18 protein-coding genes are annotated in these 19,278 nt (G+C 40.7%); all 18 read left to right on the top strand.

Going from position 1 to position 19,278, the window contains the following annotated elements; translation table 11 throughout:
• The first annotated feature begins 11 nt into the window (after positions 1-11).
• The gene (locus ABJF11_RS04695; RefSeq protein WP_348118419.1) at positions 12-404 is read left to right on the top strand and encodes a response regulator; all 393 of its coding nucleotides are present in this window, start codon (positions 12-14) and stop codon (positions 402-404) included.
• 195 nt (positions 405-599) lie between these two features.
• Entirely contained in the window at positions 600-2,585 is a 1,986-nt protein-coding gene (locus ABJF11_RS04690; protein ID WP_348118418.1) for a methyl-accepting chemotaxis protein, read from the top strand.
• A gap of 30 nt (positions 2,586-2,615) precedes the next feature.
• Positions 2,616-3,143, top strand: coding sequence for a chemotaxis protein CheW (locus ABJF11_RS04685; RefSeq protein WP_348118416.1), 528 nt, complete (start codon positions 2,616-2,618; stop codon positions 3,141-3,143).
• A 30-nt stretch (positions 3,144-3,173) separates the two neighbouring features.
• Positions 3,174-4,220, top strand: a complete 1,047-nt coding sequence (gene cheB / locus ABJF11_RS04680) for a chemotaxis-specific protein-glutamate methyltransferase CheB (protein ID WP_348118413.1) — start codon at positions 3,174-3,176, stop codon at positions 4,218-4,220.
• 12 nt (positions 4,221-4,232) lie between these two features.
• Complete coding sequence (locus ABJF11_RS04675; RefSeq protein WP_348118412.1) at positions 4,233-6,383, top strand: chemotaxis protein CheA; 2,151 nt, start codon at positions 4,233-4,235, stop codon at positions 6,381-6,383.
• A complete protein-coding gene (locus ABJF11_RS04670; protein ID WP_348118410.1) occupies positions 6,380-7,018 on the top strand; it encodes a hypothetical protein in 639 nt (212 codons plus the stop codon). Before ABJF11_RS04675 ends, ABJF11_RS04670 begins: the two co-directional genes overlap by 4 nt.
• Positions 7,015-7,866 carry a protein-glutamate O-methyltransferase CheR gene (locus ABJF11_RS04665; RefSeq protein WP_348118408.1) on the top strand — a complete coding sequence of 284 codons (852 nt, stop codon included), beginning with the start codon at positions 7,015-7,017 and terminating at the stop codon, positions 7,864-7,866. Before ABJF11_RS04670 ends, ABJF11_RS04665 begins: the two co-directional genes overlap by 4 nt.
• A complete protein-coding gene (locus tag ABJF11_RS04660) occupies positions 7,841-8,203 on the top strand; it encodes a response regulator (protein WP_348118406.1) in 363 nt (120 codons plus the stop codon). Before ABJF11_RS04665 ends, ABJF11_RS04660 begins: the two co-directional genes overlap by 26 nt.
• A 12-nt stretch (positions 8,204-8,215) precedes the next feature.
• Positions 8,216-8,599: a response regulator gene (locus ABJF11_RS04655; protein ID WP_348118405.1), complete on the top strand. Its 384-nt coding sequence runs from the start codon at positions 8,216-8,218 to the stop codon at positions 8,597-8,599.
• A 229-nt stretch (positions 8,600-8,828) separates the two neighbouring features.
• Positions 8,829-9,200 carry a response regulator gene (locus ABJF11_RS04650; protein ID WP_348118402.1) on the top strand — a complete coding sequence of 124 codons (372 nt, stop codon included), beginning with the start codon at positions 8,829-8,831 and terminating at the stop codon, positions 9,198-9,200.
• Between the two features lie 319 nt (positions 9,201-9,519).
• Positions 9,520-10,260 carry a hypothetical protein gene (locus ABJF11_RS04645; protein WP_348118399.1) on the top strand — a complete coding sequence of 247 codons (741 nt, stop codon included), beginning with the start codon at positions 9,520-9,522 and terminating at the stop codon, positions 10,258-10,260.
• Positions 10,261-10,262: 2 nt separating this feature from the next.
• A complete protein-coding gene (locus ABJF11_RS04640; protein ID WP_348118398.1) occupies positions 10,263-10,508 on the top strand; it encodes a hypothetical protein in 246 nt (81 codons plus the stop codon).
• A gap of 673 nt (positions 10,509-11,181) precedes the next feature.
• Positions 11,182-11,493 (top strand): hypothetical protein, encoded by a 312-nt coding sequence (locus ABJF11_RS04635; RefSeq protein ID WP_348118396.1) that lies wholly within the window; start codon positions 11,182-11,184, stop codon positions 11,491-11,493.
• 225 nt (positions 11,494-11,718) lie between these two features.
• On the top strand, positions 11,719-12,213 hold the full coding sequence (locus tag ABJF11_RS04630; protein ID WP_348118394.1) for a hypothetical protein: 495 nt from the start codon (positions 11,719-11,721) through the stop codon (positions 12,211-12,213).
• Positions 12,214-12,572: 359 nt separating this feature from the next.
• A complete protein-coding gene (locus ABJF11_RS04625; protein WP_348118392.1) occupies positions 12,573-15,746 on the top strand; it encodes a tetratricopeptide repeat protein in 3,174 nt (1,057 codons plus the stop codon).
• Positions 15,747-16,029: 283 nt separating this feature from the next.
• The gene (locus ABJF11_RS04620) at positions 16,030-16,410 is read left to right on the top strand and encodes a group 1 truncated hemoglobin (protein WP_348118390.1); all 381 of its coding nucleotides are present in this window, start codon (positions 16,030-16,032) and stop codon (positions 16,408-16,410) included.
• Between the two features lie 123 nt (positions 16,411-16,533).
• Positions 16,534-17,292 carry a hypothetical protein gene (locus tag ABJF11_RS04615; protein ID WP_348118389.1) on the top strand — a complete coding sequence of 253 codons (759 nt, stop codon included), beginning with the start codon at positions 16,534-16,536 and terminating at the stop codon, positions 17,290-17,292.
• Between the two features lie 11 nt (positions 17,293-17,303).
• Positions 17,304-19,278: fibronectin type III domain-containing protein (locus tag ABJF11_RS04610; protein WP_348118386.1), on the top strand; the 1,975-nt coding region annotated here is incomplete at its 3' end.

The raw sequence follows: 19,278 nt of genomic DNA, 5'->3' as shown, positions 1-19,278 counted from the left end.
AAGAGTAGTCTATGACCACAGACAATTCATTAGGAAAAAAGGTATTGATCGTCGATGATTCCATGTACATGAGGTTATTGATAAAAAAGAATCTAACCAAAGCAGGTTTTGAAGTCATAGGAGAAGCGGCCGATGGAGAATCTGCAGTAAGTCTGGCATTGAAAATTTCCCCTGACCTGATTACATTGGATAATATCTTGCCAGATATGTATGGAACAGATATACTAAAGCTACTAGCCAGTAAGGGAGTAAAATCTAAAATAATAATGATCAGCGCAGTGGGACAGCACTCTATTATAAGTGAGAGCCTTAGCCTGGGAGCCGTTTATTATGTGGTCAAACCATTTACATCAGAGGTATTGGTACAAACTGCGATAGATGCGCTCGGATCAAAAGAATACTAATTGCCTGTACTCCATTACATCAATTCGATCCAATAGGGTTAAAATTTCAACGGACTAATCTTAAGGTTCAACTAGCATAACTGTAATCTCAGCGAGTATACTTTGCTCTGCTTCTATATCAAGATCATTTATTCAATCTTTGAAATCACGAATTATAACAAGCAAGATCAATCAACCAGTGAATGATAGGCTTTTATGAGCGTTGAAGAATCTGTGGCTCAGGACTTTTCCTCTGAGCCTTCTGTTTCTTCAAAGAAAACCAGATATAAAGATCGGATAATAAAAAAAATAGCAATGGAGACAAAAGCACCATCCAAAGATTCTAAAAATGGCCAGTCAGTGAGTGACTTGAATCAAACCATCAAGGAATTAGAAGCAGCATTGAACGATGCCAACCAAATCCGCTCAGCAGTCGATACTGGCTGGGCATCCATAGAATTTCAACCGGACGGTATCATATTGGATACTAACGAAAATTGGGAGAAAACCCTGGGGTACGAAAAAACTGATATGGTAGGTCAACATCATCGCATGTTTTGTGATGATGAGTATGCCTCATCAGCGGAGTATAAAAAGTTTTGGAAAGACCTGGCTAAAGGAGTAGTACAATCAGGCGAATTTCAACGATTGAAAAATGGTGGAGAAGAGTTTTGGATTAATGCCAGCTATACACCAATTATTGATGACAAGGGGAAGGTGTCCAAAGTAATTAAAATAGCGACAGATATTACCCAAATGGTAAGCGACAGAGTGCAAGGTGAGGCAATAAAAGCAGCCGTGGATGCTGGGTGGGCTTCTATCGAATTTGAACCGGACGGAACGATCCTGGATGTCAATGAAAACTGGATCAATACGCTCGGGTATGACAAATCAGAAATGGTGGGCCAGCATCACCGTATATTTTGCGATAAAGCCTATGCGTCATCAGCCGAGTACAAGCAATTCTGGAAAGATTTGGCTAATGGCAAGGTGAAGTCCGGAGAATTTCAACGATTCAAGAACGGCGGAGAAGAACTCTGGATCAATGCAAGTTATGCACCAGTAAAAGATGCTGAAGGACAAGTATTCAAAGTGGTAAAAATAGCTGCGGACATTACAGATATCAAAGTACCAATCCTTAGAGTGAAAGACATCATTACGAATATGGCAGAGGGCGACCTAACCCATCGATTTGATTTACAATCAGAGGGATATGTCGGAGAGATGGGCGACGCATTAAACGTGGCCTTGGACAATATGAATAACCTACTAGGCGATATCAACGAAAGCAGTACCCTGATAGCCACCAGCTCTGAGCAGATGCTAACCAAAAGTGATCAGATGCAAGGAACAACCCAAGAGGTGGCATCTGCCATTGGCCAAATGGCCGAAGGTGTACAAGATCAGGCACGACAAATAGATGACTCATCCAAATTGATAGATGAGGTACGTACCTCAGCTGAGAAAATGGGAGAGCAATCACAAACCATAAATGACGCAGCCAAAAAAGGACAGGTAAATGCCAAAAAGGGTCTGGACACAGTCAAAAAAGTAGTCGATAGTATGAGCCAGATTCAGGACGCTGCAAATGTCACCTCAGAATCTATAGAAGTATTGACCGAGCGGTCCGAAGAAATAGCCAGGACACTCAATGTAATTACCGATATAGCAGGTCAGACCAACTTATTGGCACTAAATGCGGCTATAGAAGCAGCAAGAGCTGGAGATGCAGGGCGAGGATTTGCCGTGGTAGCGGAGGAGATCAGAAAATTGGCAGAAGATTCCCGTACCTCAGCAGGCGATATAGAGAAGGTGATCAAGGCTGTAGAAAAAGACATTTCTCAAGCTGGTAAGGCCATAGATGAAATGGGTAATAGTGTGAAAGCAGGAAACGGAGCTTCTAAGGAAGCAGAAACGGTATTCATTGAAATTGATGAGTCAATTATTGAAACCCTTGGCTTATCAGAAGAAGTACTGAAAGCCACTGAAGTGCAAAAGATGAGCATGGATGAAACAGTCAAAAACATTGAAAAAATCGTGACTGTATCAGAAGAGACATCCTCAGGAACAGAAGAAATAGCTACCTCATCGAAAGACCTTAGCGATGGTATGAATGAATTCAACTCATCCAGTAAAGGCTTGGCAGACATTGCCAACCAGTTGCAAGAAGGAGTATCCAAGTTCAAACTAAGAACTGTCTAGGTAAGAACGATCAAAAGCGAACAAAGAGATATGGAACCAGATAATCAACAGGAGGTACTAGAGGAAATCGAAGAGCAAGAGCAAATCGAAGAAGGAACACGAGAGCAATTGATAGTCTTCAAACTCGGAGAAGGAGAATATGCTCTGCCTATAGCCCAGATCAAAGAAGTCGTACTCACTCCACGTATTTCGACCATGCCGCAAACACCCGATTATGTAAAGGGCATTGCTAACATTCGGGGAAATGTGATTTCAATCATGGACTTTGAAGAGAAATTCGGGCTGAATGGCCGATCTAAAAAGGCCTCTAATGGCCATGGAATAAACTACACTTTGGTAATTGAAAGCGAGGAATATCATGTCGGAATATTGGTCAAAGAAGTTCCTAATACACTCACCGTATTGTCATCCAAAATTGACAGCTCGGCCAATATCATGCAACATTCCACCTTGGACGAATCTGTTATTAAAGGTATCGTCAAGATCAAAGGCCGAATGATCATTTTGATAGATGTGCTGCTGATGATGCAGAGTGGAGAGATTAAAACCAAGTTGTGAGTCCATTTTTCCTTGAACTAAAGTAAGTAGATGACCTCACCTCAGATAAGAGTACTTATTGCCGATGATTCGGGCTTTATGCAATTATTGATCAAAGATATACTAAGCGCAGACAAGACCATAAAAGTGATAGCTACAGCAGAAAACGGAAAACAGGCGTTGGAGAAAACCAAATATCATCATCCCGATGTGGTTTTGATGGATATGCTAATGCCAAAATATGATGGACTCTATGGAGTAGAGATGATCATGCAGGAGTGTCCGGTGCCAGTGGTGATTCTTAGTACAGTCGGTAATAATAATATTGGCCCCATTCTCTCGGCCCTAAACCTTGGTGCTTTTGACTATCTAAATAAACCTGAAGGAAATACGGCTAAGCTCAGGACAATAGACTCCGAAATCATAAAAAAAGTACGGCAGGCGGCGAAAGTGGATGTAAATAAATTGGTTTCCGGACGGTCGGAAATCAATCATTTGAAGCACACTTTCAGCGCACAACGCGAATACGATGTCGTCGTCATAGGCTCGTCTACCGGAGGACCTAATGCGCTGGAGAAAGTAATAACGAAATTTCCACGAAACCTGATTGTACCTGTCCTTATTGCTCAGCACATGCCTGCAAATTTTGTAAACTCATTTGCAAAAAGATTGAATTTGCTTGTGCCACAGGAAGTACGTGTAGCAGAAAAGAGAATGCCTATCGAGGACGGGATAATCTATATCGCTCCAGGAGATAGAAATATGATTATCAGAAAAAATAAAGCATCTGGAAAAGTCGTGGTGGATTTTGTGGATGAAGTCTTTGAAGAATACAACAATCCATCGATCAATTCACTGATGCTATCAGTAGCAGATGTTTATGGCGGAAAGGCCATAGGCACGATACTAACAGGCATGGGAAGAGATGGTACCAAAGGATTGAAAGCGATCAAGGCAAAAGGAGGTTTTGCCATAGCGCAAGACCGTGATACCTCCGTAGTTTTTGGAATGCCAAAAGAAGCGATAGCCAGTGGGTGTGTGGATCGAGTAGTCCCCATTCATGAAATGGGAGAATTTATTATTAGTTGTTTGTCTTAAATATAAGAGAAAATGGATCTTTCGATGAGTGCACAAGAAGAGGAAGAATTGTTGGAAATGTTTTCCTTCGAAGCTCAGGAAATGCACCAACAGCTCAATGAGCTACTTACATCATTCGAAGCCAATCCCGACAATGATGATATCATAGACGAGATATTTCGAATCACTCATACACTAAAAGGAAGTGCGATGGGAATGGGATTCAGTGGCATTGCGGATGTATCCCATGTCACCGAAGATATCTTCATGGCCATCAAAGCAGGAGAACTCGAGACAAGCAAATCTTTATTTACCAGTCTATATAAGGCAAGCGATAAGTTGGGAGAACTAATTGCCAATATAAGAACGAAGGAAAAAATCAGCCACAAAGGAATCAAAACCAAACTTGAGGTCATATTGAGAAAGGCTCGTGCTAGCGATGAAAAGACTCCGAATTCTAGTGAAAATGGAGATACTGTTGCTGAGGAGGTAGTAGTAAATCAGTCCGAATCAGAAAAGCCCAAGTCAGCACGTGAGGAGGAGTACATGGCTAACACTGAAACCATCGACCTTGTCCAAGACTATGAAAGCCAGGAACATTTAGAGGTAGAAGAAGATAGTTTATGGGGAAAATGGTGGAAAAAAGTAAAAGGAATTTTCCAAAATAATCCTGATCAGTCTGAAGATAATTACGATACAGTAGCAGAAGAGGAGGTTCAGCAAATCGAGAACGAAGTACCAGCTGAACCCGTAGAGCTAGTGCTCGGACAAGAAACAAGTGAACCAGAATCCCAGAATCCCCCAGATGATCTAGGCGAGGACAGTCAATCACGACCTTCGCTTACTGAAAACGATGAAAAATCTGTGTTGGATCTGCTGGATAGTATGAGTCCGGAATCAAGCGAGGAAAATGCTGACCTCTTGAAAAATCTTCAAGACAAGGTGGCAATTACAGACTTAGTACAAGTGCCTATCAGGAAGCTGGATACACTGATGAACCAGGTAGGTCAGTTGATTATTGAACGGGATCGCCTGATGGCAATCAATGCTGTGAATGGTCAAAGAAATACCGAGTACGCAGGTCTTCAGAGGATTACATCAGATTTGCAATACAGTGTGATGGACGTTCGTCTGGTTCAGATAGGAACACTCTTCAATAAATTTCACCGAATCGCTCGTGACGTAGCCGCCATTGAAAATAAAAACGTGCAGCTCAAGGTAAAGGGAACTGAGGTTGAAATCGATCGCAATATTCTCAAGATTATGAGCGATTCTATGGTTCATCTGATTCGAAATGCTGTAAGTCATGGCATTGAAAGCCCCGAGGAGAGAGAACGCCTCAATAAGCTGGAAGAAGCCACTATCACTTTGTCCGCCAGAAGTGAAAAGGACAATGTAATAGTAGAAGTCACCGACGACGGAAAAGGGATAGACGCAAGTGCCATTCGGAAAAAAGTACTGGAAAAGGGGATGGCTACCCCTGAGTATCTGGATCAGCTGTCAAGTGATGAAATAATCATGTTCATTTTTGAACCTGGATTTTCCAATGCAGAAGAGGTCAGTGAAATATCAGGTCGAGGTGTTGGTATGGACGTGGTCAAAAACTCTACCGAATCTATTGGTGGACAAATCATGATCAATACAGAAGTAGGAGTAGGCACAACAGTGAGCCTGAAACTACCCTCTTCCATGGCTGTCAAAGGTGTCCTTCTTTTTCAAATGGGAGAGCAAGAATTTGCCTTTGCTTTGGCTTACACAGAAGCTGTAATATCCCTTCACAAGAAAGATATCCATAAGGCTGGCATCGGGCTCATGTCTAGTTACTTGAAGCAAACGATTTCGATTGTATTTTTTAGTGACTTATTCAATATGAAGGATTTTTCCGATGTCTATGAGCCAGGGACTTTTCATAAAACATTTGATGCTTGTGGTGACGACGAAAAATTTGACGTAATCGTGGTGTCACATGGCAATAAATACATTGGAATTGTAGTAGATAAACTTCTGCAACAAAAAGAGATAATAGAAAAAACAATTCCAAAGCCGTTGGACACTAACAAACTAATGAGCGGAACCACTATTCTAGGTAACGGAAATGTTTGTCTGGTAGTAGATGTGGTAGCCATCGCAGACATCCTCTATAAATCCAAACTCAAAGTTCAAGAATCTAAAAGCGCCTCATGACCACGAGTAGGGAGATCACCACAAACGAGGAATACAAAGCCCGATACATCCTGGAATACGGAGTAGAAAAAACGGCACAGGCGCTTACTACGATGCTAGGCCATGAGGTCAGCCCTGTTCGAGTCAATTTGGAGAAGTATGAAACTTGGCTGGCACAAGGGCTTGGGCATAAGCGAGACATCAAAGATCACGTGGTAATGCTAAAAACCGAACTGGTTGGAGGTGTCACAGGCATCAATTATTTTCTTCTTACCAAAGAAGAAATGAAACTCATTGGGTCGGAGTGCCTGACAGATGAAATGACCGATGGAAATCGCGCGATTCTTATTGAATTTCTGAAAGAAATAGAAAACGTATTGGCCGCTGCCACCATTTCTGAAATGGCTGATAAACTCCGTGTCGATTTGTATGGAGACGTGCCAAAAATTCAAGCAGTATATGCCACTGAAGTGGAACAGGTTATTAGCAGAGAAGCCGCCCTGCTAAATCCAATACTAGTTCTTCACTGCCAAATGCATATACCAAAACTGGGCATGTCACCAGATTTTTTGTGGCTTTTTAATAGCTCACTATTTGAGGTATTGGAGCAAATAGAAGAATTTGAAATTTTAGAAAATGCGCCAGTAGAAAAATGATATCAGAAGAAGAAGTAAAAGCCCTGATGCTGGCAATGAAAAAAAGATATGGATTGGATTTTACCAACTATGAGGTAAAGTCTCTTAACCGGGGAATTACCCGATTGATGACCAAGCATAAAATGAAAGGAATGATCGACCTGTGGGGCAAAATTCTTAAGGATGATGATTTTTTCACGAGCAGTATTGATGATCTATTGGTCAACCTTACAGAGCTATTTAGAAATCCGGATGCGTGGGCGATGATAAGGGACGAAATTCTTCCCACCTTCAGTAAGGCCAATGAGATAGACATCTGGCATGCGGGCTGCTCCACAGGCGAAGAAATTTATACTATGGCTATTGTATTGGAAGAATCCAATATGCTATTCAAATCTAATATGCTAGCTACAGACCTTAGCCAGACAGCGCTCGATAAGGCAAAAAAAGGAGTCTATTCGAAAGCAGCTTTGAAGAACTATCTAAGGCCTTTCTTGAAATTTTTTCCTGATAAGTCTCTTGAAGATTATTTCGAGTTCAATGATACAAATGCCAACATCAAGAAGCGATATACCAGGAAAGTGACCTATAAGCGCCATAATTTGGTGGAGCTCAAAATGGATAAAAAATTTGATATGATTTTCTGTAGAAATGTGATGATTTATTTCGACTCAGAATTGAAAAGTAGGATTCTGAATTTTCTTAATAATTGTCTGAAAGACGGTGGATATCTGGTGCTAGGATACTACGACACCATGCCCAACGAGAGTATAGACATATTTGACGTTCACAACAATTCAACCAGAATTTATAAAAAAAGACTAACACCAATCAGAGAAAGATATGAACAAGAAAGTGTTAATAGTTGATGATTCGGGATATACGCGCAAGGTTATAAACCGTGCGCTTACCAAAGCTGGATATGAGGTAATCGGAGAGGCCGAAACAGGAGAAGCTGCCATAGATATGGCCATTGAGAAAAACCCTGATGTGATAACTCTGGATAACATTTTGCCTGACATGTTGGGCTTGGATATCCTAAAAGTTATCAGAGAGGAGGGGATAGACGCAGTGGTGATTATGATCAGCGCCGTGGGTCAGCAGTCTACCATTTCCGACGTACTGGAATTAGGCGCTTCCAAGTACATTGTTAAACCGTTTACCCCAAGCGACGTCGTAAAGGCTGTCAATGAGTTTGCGAACTAGGTAATAATTGAAATGAATCAAAGTAAGAAAACCGTAATTGTAATTGACGATTCGGGATACATGAGATCCCTGATCAAAACCGCGTTAGAAAAAGCAGGGTATCAAATAGTAGGGGAAGCAGGTAGCGGAGAATTGGCGATAGATCTGTGCATCAAACTCAAGCCCGATTTGATCACCCTGGACAATATTTTGCCTGACATGCATGGCATGGACATCCTAAAAGCCATTCGGGAGGAAGGCGTCACCTCCGAGGTGCTCATGGTCAGCGGATTAGGGCAGTCGAGTATCGTGGAAGAAGCAAAAACAATGGGCGCTACCGACTATGTGGTCAAGCCATTCGATTCACATCATTTGGTAGAGGTAGCCAACCAAATATTTCGGAATACCGAAAGTTAACCACTCCTAAGGGCCACTTCAAGATTCGCTGTTCTTTGATTGTCATCACTTGGACAAATCATTTCAAAGAGCAAAAAATGTGATTCAACTACCAAAAATGTTGGATGATCGAGTATCCTCAATTTCACTACAAATTGGGTTAAAATTAAAAGATATTTGAATAGATGATTACTCTGACGAGCCACCGGGGTATCAATTGGAAAATATTGAGCAACTAAGCAAAATTACTATGAAACGAGTATTGATAATTGACGATTCGGGATACATGAGACACTTGATCAGACGTACGTTGGAAAAAGCGGGATATGAAGTAGTCGGTGAGGCTGGAAATGGAGAAATGGCCATTGATTTGTGTTATGGATTGGAGCCTGATTTGATAACACTCGACAATATCCTTCCTGATATGCATGGTCTGGACATACTTCAAGCCATTCGCGAAGATGGAATTGAATGTAAGGTGGTGATGGTCAGTGCACTTGGTCAAGCCAGTATCGTAGACGAGGCCAGAGCCCTAGGCGCAGTTAATTATGTAGTTAAACCTTTTGAACCTGAGAATTTGATCAAGGTCGTCGATGGGATGTTTGAGACTGCAACTGCCTAAATTCAAGTTATTTAACATTAGCATTTCAAGCATAGGAAGCTCTAATTTGTAATTTCATCTTAACACAATTCAAATCGACCGCCAAAATCTGGAGAAGGTCATTTACCCATCAAGCCCGCATCTGACGTTGAGGACAAGACCTCTCAAGGCCATAGGACAATTTCTATCGTAGAACTCAGACGCAAAGAGCAGTTATAAAATATACCCTCATGTTGCAGTATTAGGGAAGAACAAAATAAGCAACCCTATAGATCAGATGATGCCATACGGTATATAAGTGTACTTTTGTATACTTACTGAATTGTTGTAGCCAATCGAAATGAATGATATATATAGAAATATAGCAGTTATAATTGAGATAGGGAATTCTATTAAATATCTTAGAAATGGACTTGCTGAGATTCAAAAAATAAGTGCGGTTAATGATTTCTATGACCCTGTATTAATTTTTTTATCTGGAGGTTTAGAGAGACTTTTTAAATCAATGTTATGTTTAAATTTCAAAGAACTTAATAATAGATTACCTAATCCTGGTGAGATTTGGAATTACAAACAAGGACATGATATAGAATTTCTAAAGAGTAAGATTGAAAATATTTGTATCCCAATAAATCGTCCTTTCGCGCAAGATGACTATGATATAATAACAAGAGATGGAACCATTATTGCAATTTGCAAAGCATTATCTAAGTATGGACAGAAAGCCCGTTACTTTAATCTTGATGCAATACTTGGAACTGAGCAAGAATTTGACTCTAAAAAAGAATGGGAGTTAATAGAATCAGAGGTGTTGAAAGACTATTATGGAGAAAAAGAGTTTTATGAAATGTTAGGTGACCCAAAGAAATTGGATGAGATTTATTTAAAATCGAATCACCTGCTTGTTTCAAAAATAGAAGTATTTCTAAGAGCAATAACTAGACAATTTATTTTTGGGGATTTTTCCAGTGATTCAAAAAGATTCGTGTTTGAAATTGAATCTTTTACAAAAATAGAAGATAATCAAATAGGTACAATCGATTACAGAAGGTTCGAAAACCATGAAAGGATAAAAAGATAATAATGCTCAGAAAAGACTTCAAATACGGGTTTATAATTTTGATATTGACATTATCAATAATTTCATGTAGCCAGACAAAATTTGATTCTGAAAAATGGAAAAAATGGACTGAAACAGAATCAACCATGACTCTTCGTTGGGATATGAGAAAAGACCTGATTAGAAAACATAAACTTGTTGGTTTGACTGCTTACGAGGTTATTAATTTACTGGGTGAACCAGAAAAGAAGTCTGAAAAAGAGTTTTGATATTATCTTGGTATGGCAAGAAAAGGAATTGATACTGGTTCTTTAATCTTAACGATTGAAAACAGGAAAGTGATAGATTATAGATTTCGGAATGGATGAACAACAACTGGCTACAACAATGTGTATAGTGCATGCGGGTTTTGGCGGTATTCAAGCGTTTGTGGCTCGTAAAAAAATCGGTGTAAACTGATAGGAAATCGCTTCGTAATCCCGCACGACACCATACACTAATCGTTAGGTTTCAGTGACGTAGAAAACCCACCGCACCTTTAAGCACATTTGGTTTTTGCCATGGCAACACCAACCCAGAAAAACCTAAAGAACTAAAACCTCCCTACGCTCCGTAGTGATTAATTTATACTCTTCCCGATTAAAAACGCGACTAGTTATGCTGCCGATTTAAAGACATCCTCAGTCTACTATGGGTGTTCCTAACTGCTTTAATAGTTGGACTGATTTTGTAGTTATTTGGCTTTTTCGCTAAAGCTCATCTATATGTCCAAATTCTTTAGGAAAACCTCCTATTTAGGCCATTTTCATTGAATCTCACCCGTTTTTTGTCCTATTTCTACCCCTCCGATGCCCATTTTGGGTGATTTTTTGGCCGATTTATCACGTTTGCAACCCACACCTTTGTCTCATAAATTTTTATAGAAACCAAAAATGCATTCACATGAAAAATTCAATAATCACTTTTCTCATTGCCTGGTTAGCATTTGGTGCAGTTCACGGCCAAGGTATAGAAACAAACAAAAAATCAAATAGCTCGAAGGAAGAAGTGATCCATGTGCGTGAGCACGTAATGGTGGTCATGAAAGACGGTACTCAGGTAGAGGCCGTAGTGTTGGGTCGCTACTCAAACAACAAATATTGGGTAAGGGCAATAGGGACTGATAAGCAGGGGGCGGTGCACAAAAAGTATTTAATTCCAATATCCAGCCAGGTGTCGATCAAAGAGAACAAAGGCGGATCAAGCAAGAAATAATTTTATAACACTCTAAATAATATCATTATGAATTCACGAACAAAAGATACAATCAAAGCAGGATTGTCAGTAGTACATGTTGCGCTAATTGCTTATGTAATAGTCTTGGCGATAACAGCTCTAAATTCAATGATTTAGCGAAAAGCGAGTCATCAATCAGCCGTGTCTACCAGCGCACGTCTGATTTAGAAAACAAATTTATCAATTAAAAAAAATTCATTCGCCATGAAAAATACAATGTCAATAAAAATGATCAATTATCATCTGTCACCAGATATGATGATAAAAAAAATAGTAGCCACCTTATGTTTCATATCGTTTGGTGTGGCGGCATTGGCACAAGCTTCCTCTTACGACAACGGACAGATAAATGTTGAAGTCGACGAAGTGATTAGGATAGAAAAGTATGGTTGGGAAAACTTGGAATTGTCTTATCAGCTAACTAATGGATCTGATCGTCAATTGAAACGGATAGATTTCAAAGTAATACTATTGGACAAAGACCAGAAGAGTGTAGGAGAAATTGATGTGCATGATTTTAATATTCCTGAGAATTCAAAAATCACATATAAATATATTGAAATGAACCCTGATTTTGTAAATGCCAGGATTGATGAAATTAAACTTGTCGAAGGAAGTATTGCTGTCCAATACAATGGAAGCAATCAACAGACTGATAGTGGCGGCAAAAAAGATACTGCGACGATACGGTTAAAGTAGCTTTCAAGTTCATTATTCTACCAGACACTATAAAGCTAAGCGCAATTGTCAAAAATATTATATGGTAATTTTGAGTTGTTTAAGAGACTGCATGAGGGCGCAGTCTCTTTTTATTCGCAGTATTCACTAATCTCATTCTAATGCGGGCGACGGAGTTTGGCGAATGACTCCTCGATGCCCTGGGCTGCATTTGGATGCAGCCCATTTTTTTTGATCCAGAAAAACTATCTCGAAATGATCGGCCAGTACTCTTTTCGATTTCAATCACGTTACATTTCCTTTCAACGAAGTAACCTTCATGCATCTTAATCCACTTTTTCATTAGGGGTTGTACATATTTGTTGTTGTGATTATATTTCATGTCAGTAAAAACAAATCTTGTGAACAGCTACAGATGCATTCTTTTCTTGTTTCTTTTCACCTATCCTACTCTTTCATTCTCACAGAGAGATAAGATTGACAGTCTTCTGAGTCGTTCGAAAACCCAGCAAGGCGAGGAGCTGGTTGATACGTATAATCTGCTGGTGACGGCCTATCTGAAGTCTAGTTTGGATAGCTCAGAGTTCTATGCCAAACAAGCACTTTCATTAAGTGAGAAATTGAATTATCAAAAAGGACTGGCCAGGTCAAATATGAGTATAGCTGAGTGGCTTGACGCTGGTGGCAATTATGATCAGGCCATTGAATATGGGCTAAAATCTCTGGATCAATTCCATAAATTGTCCGACGACGAGGGCATTGCTGATATTTATTATGTACTTGGTGGTATTTACAGTGGACAGTTCAGGTTTGATGAGGCGCATTCCTACCTCAATCGGGCACTAGATATTCGCCTTGAGCTAAATGACCTTGAAGGCCAAGCCTATGTGTACAAGTCTATCGGTAACATACACGTGTATAAGGGAAATTTGCATGAAGCAATAAAATTTTATAAAAAGGGGGGAGCAATCAGCGAACAGATGGGAGACGATCAACTCTCATCAAGTTTTTATACAAATATCGGCGTTGGACATCAGCGACTTGAAGATTTCGAACAAGCACTCAAATACTATCTAAAGAGCATAGCGCTAAAGCAAAAATTTGATGATAAATATGGCATGTCTAGCATCTACAACAACATGGGTCTGATCAATAATGATCAGGGCAATTATGACAAAGCCAGGGCATTTCATGAGAAAAGCCTAAAGCTGGATCAGGAGACCGGAAGGAAGGCTGAAGTTGCCATGGACTACAATAATATTGGCAATGTGTGTGTGTCACAGGGAAAATTGGACAGTGCTTTATTCTTTTTTAATAAAAGTCTGAAAATAAGGCAGGATTTGGGAAGCCAGAGAAACGTTGCCCATTCGTTGGATAACATTGGGAATATCTATCGAATCAAAGGAGATTATCAGATGGCAGAAACGTACTGCCTGCGATCGCTGAAGATCAATGAGCAGCTGGGAGACAAGAAAAGACTTTCGCTGAATTACATCCATCTTGGTGAAATTTTGACTCAGGTGGGAAAGTATGATGAAGCAGAACGGCATCTGATGAAAGCACTCGAAATGCGAAAGAGTGATGGTGACTATTTTGGCACTAGAGTAGCATTGAGTGCGCTTAGTATGCTATTTGAAGCGACTGGTGAATTCGAGAAATCATTGTCATTTTATAAGCAGTACACTGCAGTCAACGATAGCCTGTCTCGACAGACAGAAAATAAGCAGATTCGTGAGATCCAGACCAAATATGAAACGGACATCAAAGAGCAGGAGCTATTCTCAAAGAGTCAGGAAATAAGCATCCTTCAGAAGCAAAAACAGATAGATGTTTTTTGGCGAGTGTTTTTGATCATCAGTGTCATGATTATTTTGGGCACTGCTATCCTAGTTTATATTTCGCTGAAACGAAGGGCTAGCTTTAGACAGAAAATGCTTGAGTCTCAAAGATCACAGACACATCAGCTCCAAGAGTTGAACAAAATGAAGTCGCGGTTCTTTGCCAATATCTCGCATGAGTTTAGAACTCCACTATCCCTCATTTTGAGTCCAATAGAGAGCCTATTTGGCGAAGTATCTACAAGCCAAGGTACTCAAAAGCTTAATATGGTTCAGCGCAACGCCCAGCGGTTGCTCAAGCTGGTCAATCAGCTCATGGAGCTCTCTAAAATCGAGGCGGGAAAAGCCTCACTAAAAGCTTCATTTGAAAACATTGTTCCGCTTATTCGTGGGTTGTTTTATTCTTTTCAATCTCTGGTTGAAAAGAAAAACATTTCACTAGAATATATATGTGAAGAGGATGAAATATCGCTTTATTATGAAGCGGAAAAAATGGAACATGTTCTAATCAACCTGCTGTCCAATGCGGTTAAATTCACACCTGAAAACGGCACAATTACACTGGAACTAAAGCGCCTCAAACAGCAAGAGCCGGAGCGACTCGAAATCATTGTAAAAGATACTGGTCCTGGTATTCCGTCGGATAAAGTACCCTACATTTTCGACAGATTTTTTCAGGCGGATAGTTCGGAGACCCGAGAGTATGAAGGAACCGGCATTGGCCTTGCCATAGCCAAAGAATTCGTAGAATTACACCACGGGGAGATATTTGCAGATAGCGAAACAGATCAGGGAGCGGTCTTCCATATTGTGCTCCCTATGGGAAAATCTCACTTGTCGGATGAAGAAGTGGTCGGAATCGCTACCAGCGTCCATAAAAGCCGAGGACATCAGATCGTAGAAGACCAAGCCCTGGAGTCCGCTCATTACAACGATGAAAAGTCTGACAAGCCAATAATCCTTATCGTAGAAGATAATTCAGATCTTCGCGAATACATAAAAGGAACATTCGAAGACAAATATCAAATACAATTGGCTGTGAACGGTGAGGAAGGCCTCGAAAAAGCTCTTAATCTTATTCCCGACCTGATCATCAGTGACATCATGATGCCCAAAATGGATGGAACAGCTTTGTGTAAAAAACTAAAAACAGACCCAAGAACCAGTCATATTCCAGTGATTCTGCTGACGGCTAAATCAGATGAAGAGGACAAACTTGAGGGCCTCGAAAATCAGGCGGATGATTATTTAGTAAAACCTTTTAATACTCGTGAACTGGTTGTCAGGACCAACAATTTAATTGCCATCAGAAAGAAACTGCAAGAGAAGTACAAAACATCGATGTTGCTCGAACCCAAGGATATAGAGGTGAATTCGATGGAGCAGGATTTTCTCAAAAAAATGACAGAAGCCGTAGAAAGGAATCTGGGCAACGAAAATTTTGGAGTAGAAGAACTCAGCGAAGAGATGGGAATGAGCAGAGTACACTTACATAGAAAACTTCAGGCTCTGATCGGCCTGGCTCCCAGTCTATTCATTAGAAATTTTCGATTGCGCAGAGCCAGGACTTTGTTGCAAAAAAAGGCGGCCACCATTTCAGAGATTGCATATCAGGTCGGATTCTCAAGTCCCGCCTATTTCAGCAAGTGTTTTAATGATGAATTTGGCTATTCTCCCAAAGACGAAAAAGTTTCCGATGACTCATTCATCGACTAATTACCAAGAACAGAAATTACATCCGATAATACGCAACCTCAGTAGAAAGTTAGAGGCATGTTACCATTCTGTAGGTTTTCGTAACGACGTTGATAGTCGAAAATCACTCCTGAATCTACCTTAGCGCTGCTTATTTAGTCTACATGTCACCATTCATAAGATGAAAGTGACGGTTTTGGAAATAAGAGAGGCGGTGCTAATAATAATCTAGCCATAAGCGCCACCTGTGTACGATTATTAGTTATGAGAAATCGCTTTGAAGCAATTAAACCAAAAGGAGGGTATGCATAACGAAAATGCCAGGAGTTTATATGAGAGAATAGGAGGAGCTAAATCACTGGATATTGCTATTGATATTTTTTATCGCAAAGTGCTTGCAGACAGAGCGCTTGAACAGTATTTCAAAGGAGTTGATATGCAATCATTACAGTCCAGACACAAGGCATATTTAATGGAAGCCTTTGGAGGACCAGTAAGGACTGAGAGCCAGGACTTGGAAAACCTAAACTCAACTGAAATTTCTAAAGGCATTCATAACGTCCATCTGGACTGTATGTCTGGCTATCTGATTAGTACCATGGAGAATATGGGAATAGGAGGTAGAGAAATGGCTGAAGTCAGGAGAATCGTCGAAAACACTAATATAGAATTTCAAAGCAGTTGAAATATAAACTTGGCAAATGGCCATATCTCAACTGAAGAAGTAAAGTCTAAACCAACCTGTGCAAGATGCACGATGATGACATCAATAATGTCATCATGAACCCAGCTAAAAAGGAAAGAAAAAATGAAAAGGTTATTGAAAAACTATGGCTTGGTGGCTGTCATGCTGCTATTGTCTGGCATCTGGCAAAAGGCAGATGCACAAACCATCCAAATCACGAATATAGAATTTGATCAGAATCAGGTTCATTTGACCTATAATCTGGAAGACTCTATTGTCGGCCGCTATTACACTATCAGACTCTACTCATCCGAAGACAATTTTCTAAATCCGCTTGAGAAGGTCAGCAAGGAAGTAGGCATGGAGATCAAACCGGGATATGGTAAAGAACTTATCTGGGATGCCGGCAAGGAATTTGGCTCTTCCTTCAATGGAAAAGTAGCACTCGAGATCAGAGGCCGGGTATTTATCCCATTTATCAACATGGAAGGATTTGAAGACATTCAGATTCTAAAACGGAGGAGAGATTATAACATTATCTGGACCGGAGGCCGGCCACAGAATATTCTCAACTTCAATCTCTATAAGGGAGATAAAAAGGTGCAGACGTTTCCTAACATAGCAAATGTAGGACACTACAAACTCCACCTTCCTGCGCATACGAAACCAGGTAAAGATTACCGCTTTGTGATAGCTGATACCAAAAATACAGATGAAGTAGTGCGCACAAGTCAGTTTCGTGTAAAACGAAAGGTGCCATTGGTACTCAAATTCGTACCAGTTGCCATTTTAGGAGGGGCGGTTGCCTACTTTCTGGGCAAGTCGCCTTCTTCCAATTCCACGTCTGAGTTTTCTATACCAGATCCTATAAGTCCAAACTAAAAACCAGAGCTATGAAATACATGATCAAATCACTCGCATTTGTTGCTTTTTTCGTTTCAATATCTATTCAAGTCCTTGCCTCATGTCCGGGGTTGGGGGCGTTTAGCATCAATTCTATTTCGGCAAGTAACATTACTGAATCGACTATTTATTTGACCTGGACCTCTTCTGCTAATGCTGACAACTATAAAGTCTTCTATAGAATCGGTACGGGAGATTGGGTTCAGTCTCCGGGTACGATAGTCGCGGGATCTACGCGTGAGCATACGATTTCAGGTCTGTTCGGTGGTGTTACTTACGGAATCATAGTCACTGCTTTTGACTTCTGTGAAGATGGCGATGGCGGTGGAGGAGGAGGTGGTGGTGGTGAAATACCCTTTGCTCCCCTCTCTTTGATTAGAGATAGAAGCACCTCGGTCAGAACGGTCCTTACCGAACCAGTCAAACCAAGCACCAGATCAGCTGATGATCAAGCCGTTAGTTCATTTTTGGCGAGGTGGCATAGTACCAATACTGCCACCAGTTATCGACTGGATGTGTCTACTTCAAGTTCCTTTTCATCATTTGTGAGTGGATACAATAATAAGAATGTCGGATCTGTGACAGAGGCCTCGGTGACAGGTCTGCAATCTGCAACAAAATATTATTACAGAATCAGAGCAGTCAATGGAAGCGGTACATCTGTGTCTTCCAATGGACGAAACGCATATACCATACCGAATACACCTTCCTTGAACAACGCCAGTAACCAAGAGCAAAATTCATTTGAGGCCAGCTGGGGAGCAGTCACGCGAGCGGATAGCTATAGACTGGATGTATCCACCTCATCCTCATTTAGCTCTTATGTCAGTGGCTATAATAATCGCTCTGTCCTTGGAACCTCTCAAACAGTCACTGGTCTAAATCCTGGAACTACTTATTATTTTCGCGTCAGAGCATACGATACGTCTGGCACTACCACCTCAAGTAGCTCAGCCAGCAAGAGTACAATTACGATTCCTGATGAGCCCAATACTTCAGCACCCAGTCATTTGAACCAAACTTCCTTCAGAGCCAATTGGGTAGCAGAAACAGGTGCTTCCAGTTATCGATTGGATGTATCCGAAGTGAGTGATTTTTCGAGTGTGGTGGATGGGTATGATAATAAATTTTCATCTGGTACCTCTGAGACTGTCATTGGACTTGACGGAGGAAAAACATACTATTACCGCGTACAGGCGGTGAATTCATCAGGATTTTCTGACCCTTCACCTGTGCATGGAACAGTACTGCTCAAACCTGCAAATCCATCCGCTGAGTCTGCTTCGAATCCTGAACCGCACCAGTTTACCGCCAACTGGCAGGACAATACCATCTCTCCTGATAGCTATTTGGTAGAAATCGCAGATAACGACGATTTTATCAACCCTTTGGCAGGTTATGATGATCCCATTACAGGCACTTCAATAGATATTATTGGCCTGGATGGTGGTACTACTTATTACTATAGGTTGAAAGCCATCAATAATTCCGGGGAATCCAATTATTCTAATGTGATTGAAATAATCACTGTTCCTGGTCAGCCACAAACCACAACACCATCAGATTTTTCAGAGACATCCTTTAGTGCTAATTGGGAGGCCGAGGGTGGATCATCGGCCTATTATTTGGATGTTTCTGAATCTGATGATTTTTCTAGTTTTTTACCTGGATACAATAATTTGTTTGTTAATGGTACTACCCAAGAAATCTCAGACTTAGCCAGGGGCAGTAGCTATTATTATAGAGTGAAAGCAGCCAATTCTTCTGGTATATCGATTAGTTCGACAGGTGAGCCTGCGCTCACGATTTCTCAAGCACCCACTCCCCAATCCGCCACTGATTATACTCAGGCTGAGTTTGTCACCCATTGGGAGGCGGTGAGTGGAGCGGACAGCTATCTTCTTGACGTTTCGGAATCGGATAATTTCTCCAGTTTTGTCTCGGGCTATCAGAATTTGGCTGTGG

It is taken from the genome of Reichenbachiella sp. (assembly GCF_039941815.1).
Taxonomy (GTDB): Bacteria; Bacteroidota; Bacteroidia; order Cytophagales; family Cyclobacteriaceae; genus Reichenbachiella.
The sequence above is the reverse complement of the archived record's forward strand: the minus strand, read 5'-3'. Positions and strand labels throughout refer to the sequence as shown.

Coding starts and splice junctions, on each gene's coding strand:
- ABJF11_RS04695 (WP_348118419.1), top strand. CDS start 12: ATGACCACAGACAATTCATTAGGAAAAAAGGTATTGATCGTCGATGAT.
- ABJF11_RS04690 (WP_348118418.1), top strand. CDS start 600: ATGAGCGTTGAAGAATCTGTGGCTCAGGACTTTTCCTCTGAGCCTTCT.
- ABJF11_RS04685 (WP_348118416.1), top strand. CDS start 2,616: ATGGAACCAGATAATCAACAGGAGGTACTAGAGGAAATCGAAGAGCAA.
- cheB (WP_348118413.1), top strand. CDS start 3,174: ATGACCTCACCTCAGATAAGAGTACTTATTGCCGATGATTCGGGCTTT.
- ABJF11_RS04675 (WP_348118412.1), top strand. CDS start 4,233: ATGGATCTTTCGATGAGTGCACAAGAAGAGGAAGAATTGTTGGAAATG.
- ABJF11_RS04670 (WP_348118410.1), top strand. CDS start 6,380: ATGACCACGAGTAGGGAGATCACCACAAACGAGGAATACAAAGCCCGA.
- ABJF11_RS04665 (WP_348118408.1), top strand. CDS start 7,015: ATGATATCAGAAGAAGAAGTAAAAGCCCTGATGCTGGCAATGAAAAAA.
- ABJF11_RS04660 (WP_348118406.1), top strand. CDS start 7,841: ATGAACAAGAAAGTGTTAATAGTTGATGATTCGGGATATACGCGCAAG.
- ABJF11_RS04655 (WP_348118405.1), top strand. CDS start 8,216: ATGAATCAAAGTAAGAAAACCGTAATTGTAATTGACGATTCGGGATAC.
- ABJF11_RS04650 (WP_348118402.1), top strand. CDS start 8,829: ATGAAACGAGTATTGATAATTGACGATTCGGGATACATGAGACACTTG.
- ABJF11_RS04645 (WP_348118399.1), top strand. CDS start 9,520: ATGAATGATATATATAGAAATATAGCAGTTATAATTGAGATAGGGAAT.
- ABJF11_RS04640 (WP_348118398.1), top strand. CDS start 10,263: ATGCTCAGAAAAGACTTCAAATACGGGTTTATAATTTTGATATTGACA.
- ABJF11_RS04635 (WP_348118396.1), top strand. CDS start 11,182: ATGAAAAATTCAATAATCACTTTTCTCATTGCCTGGTTAGCATTTGGT.
- ABJF11_RS04630 (WP_348118394.1), top strand. CDS start 11,719: ATGAAAAATACAATGTCAATAAAAATGATCAATTATCATCTGTCACCA.
- ABJF11_RS04625 (WP_348118392.1), top strand. CDS start 12,573: ATGTCAGTAAAAACAAATCTTGTGAACAGCTACAGATGCATTCTTTTC.
- ABJF11_RS04620 (WP_348118390.1), top strand. CDS start 16,030: ATGCATAACGAAAATGCCAGGAGTTTATATGAGAGAATAGGAGGAGCT.
- ABJF11_RS04615 (WP_348118389.1), top strand. CDS start 16,534: ATGAAAAGGTTATTGAAAAACTATGGCTTGGTGGCTGTCATGCTGCTA.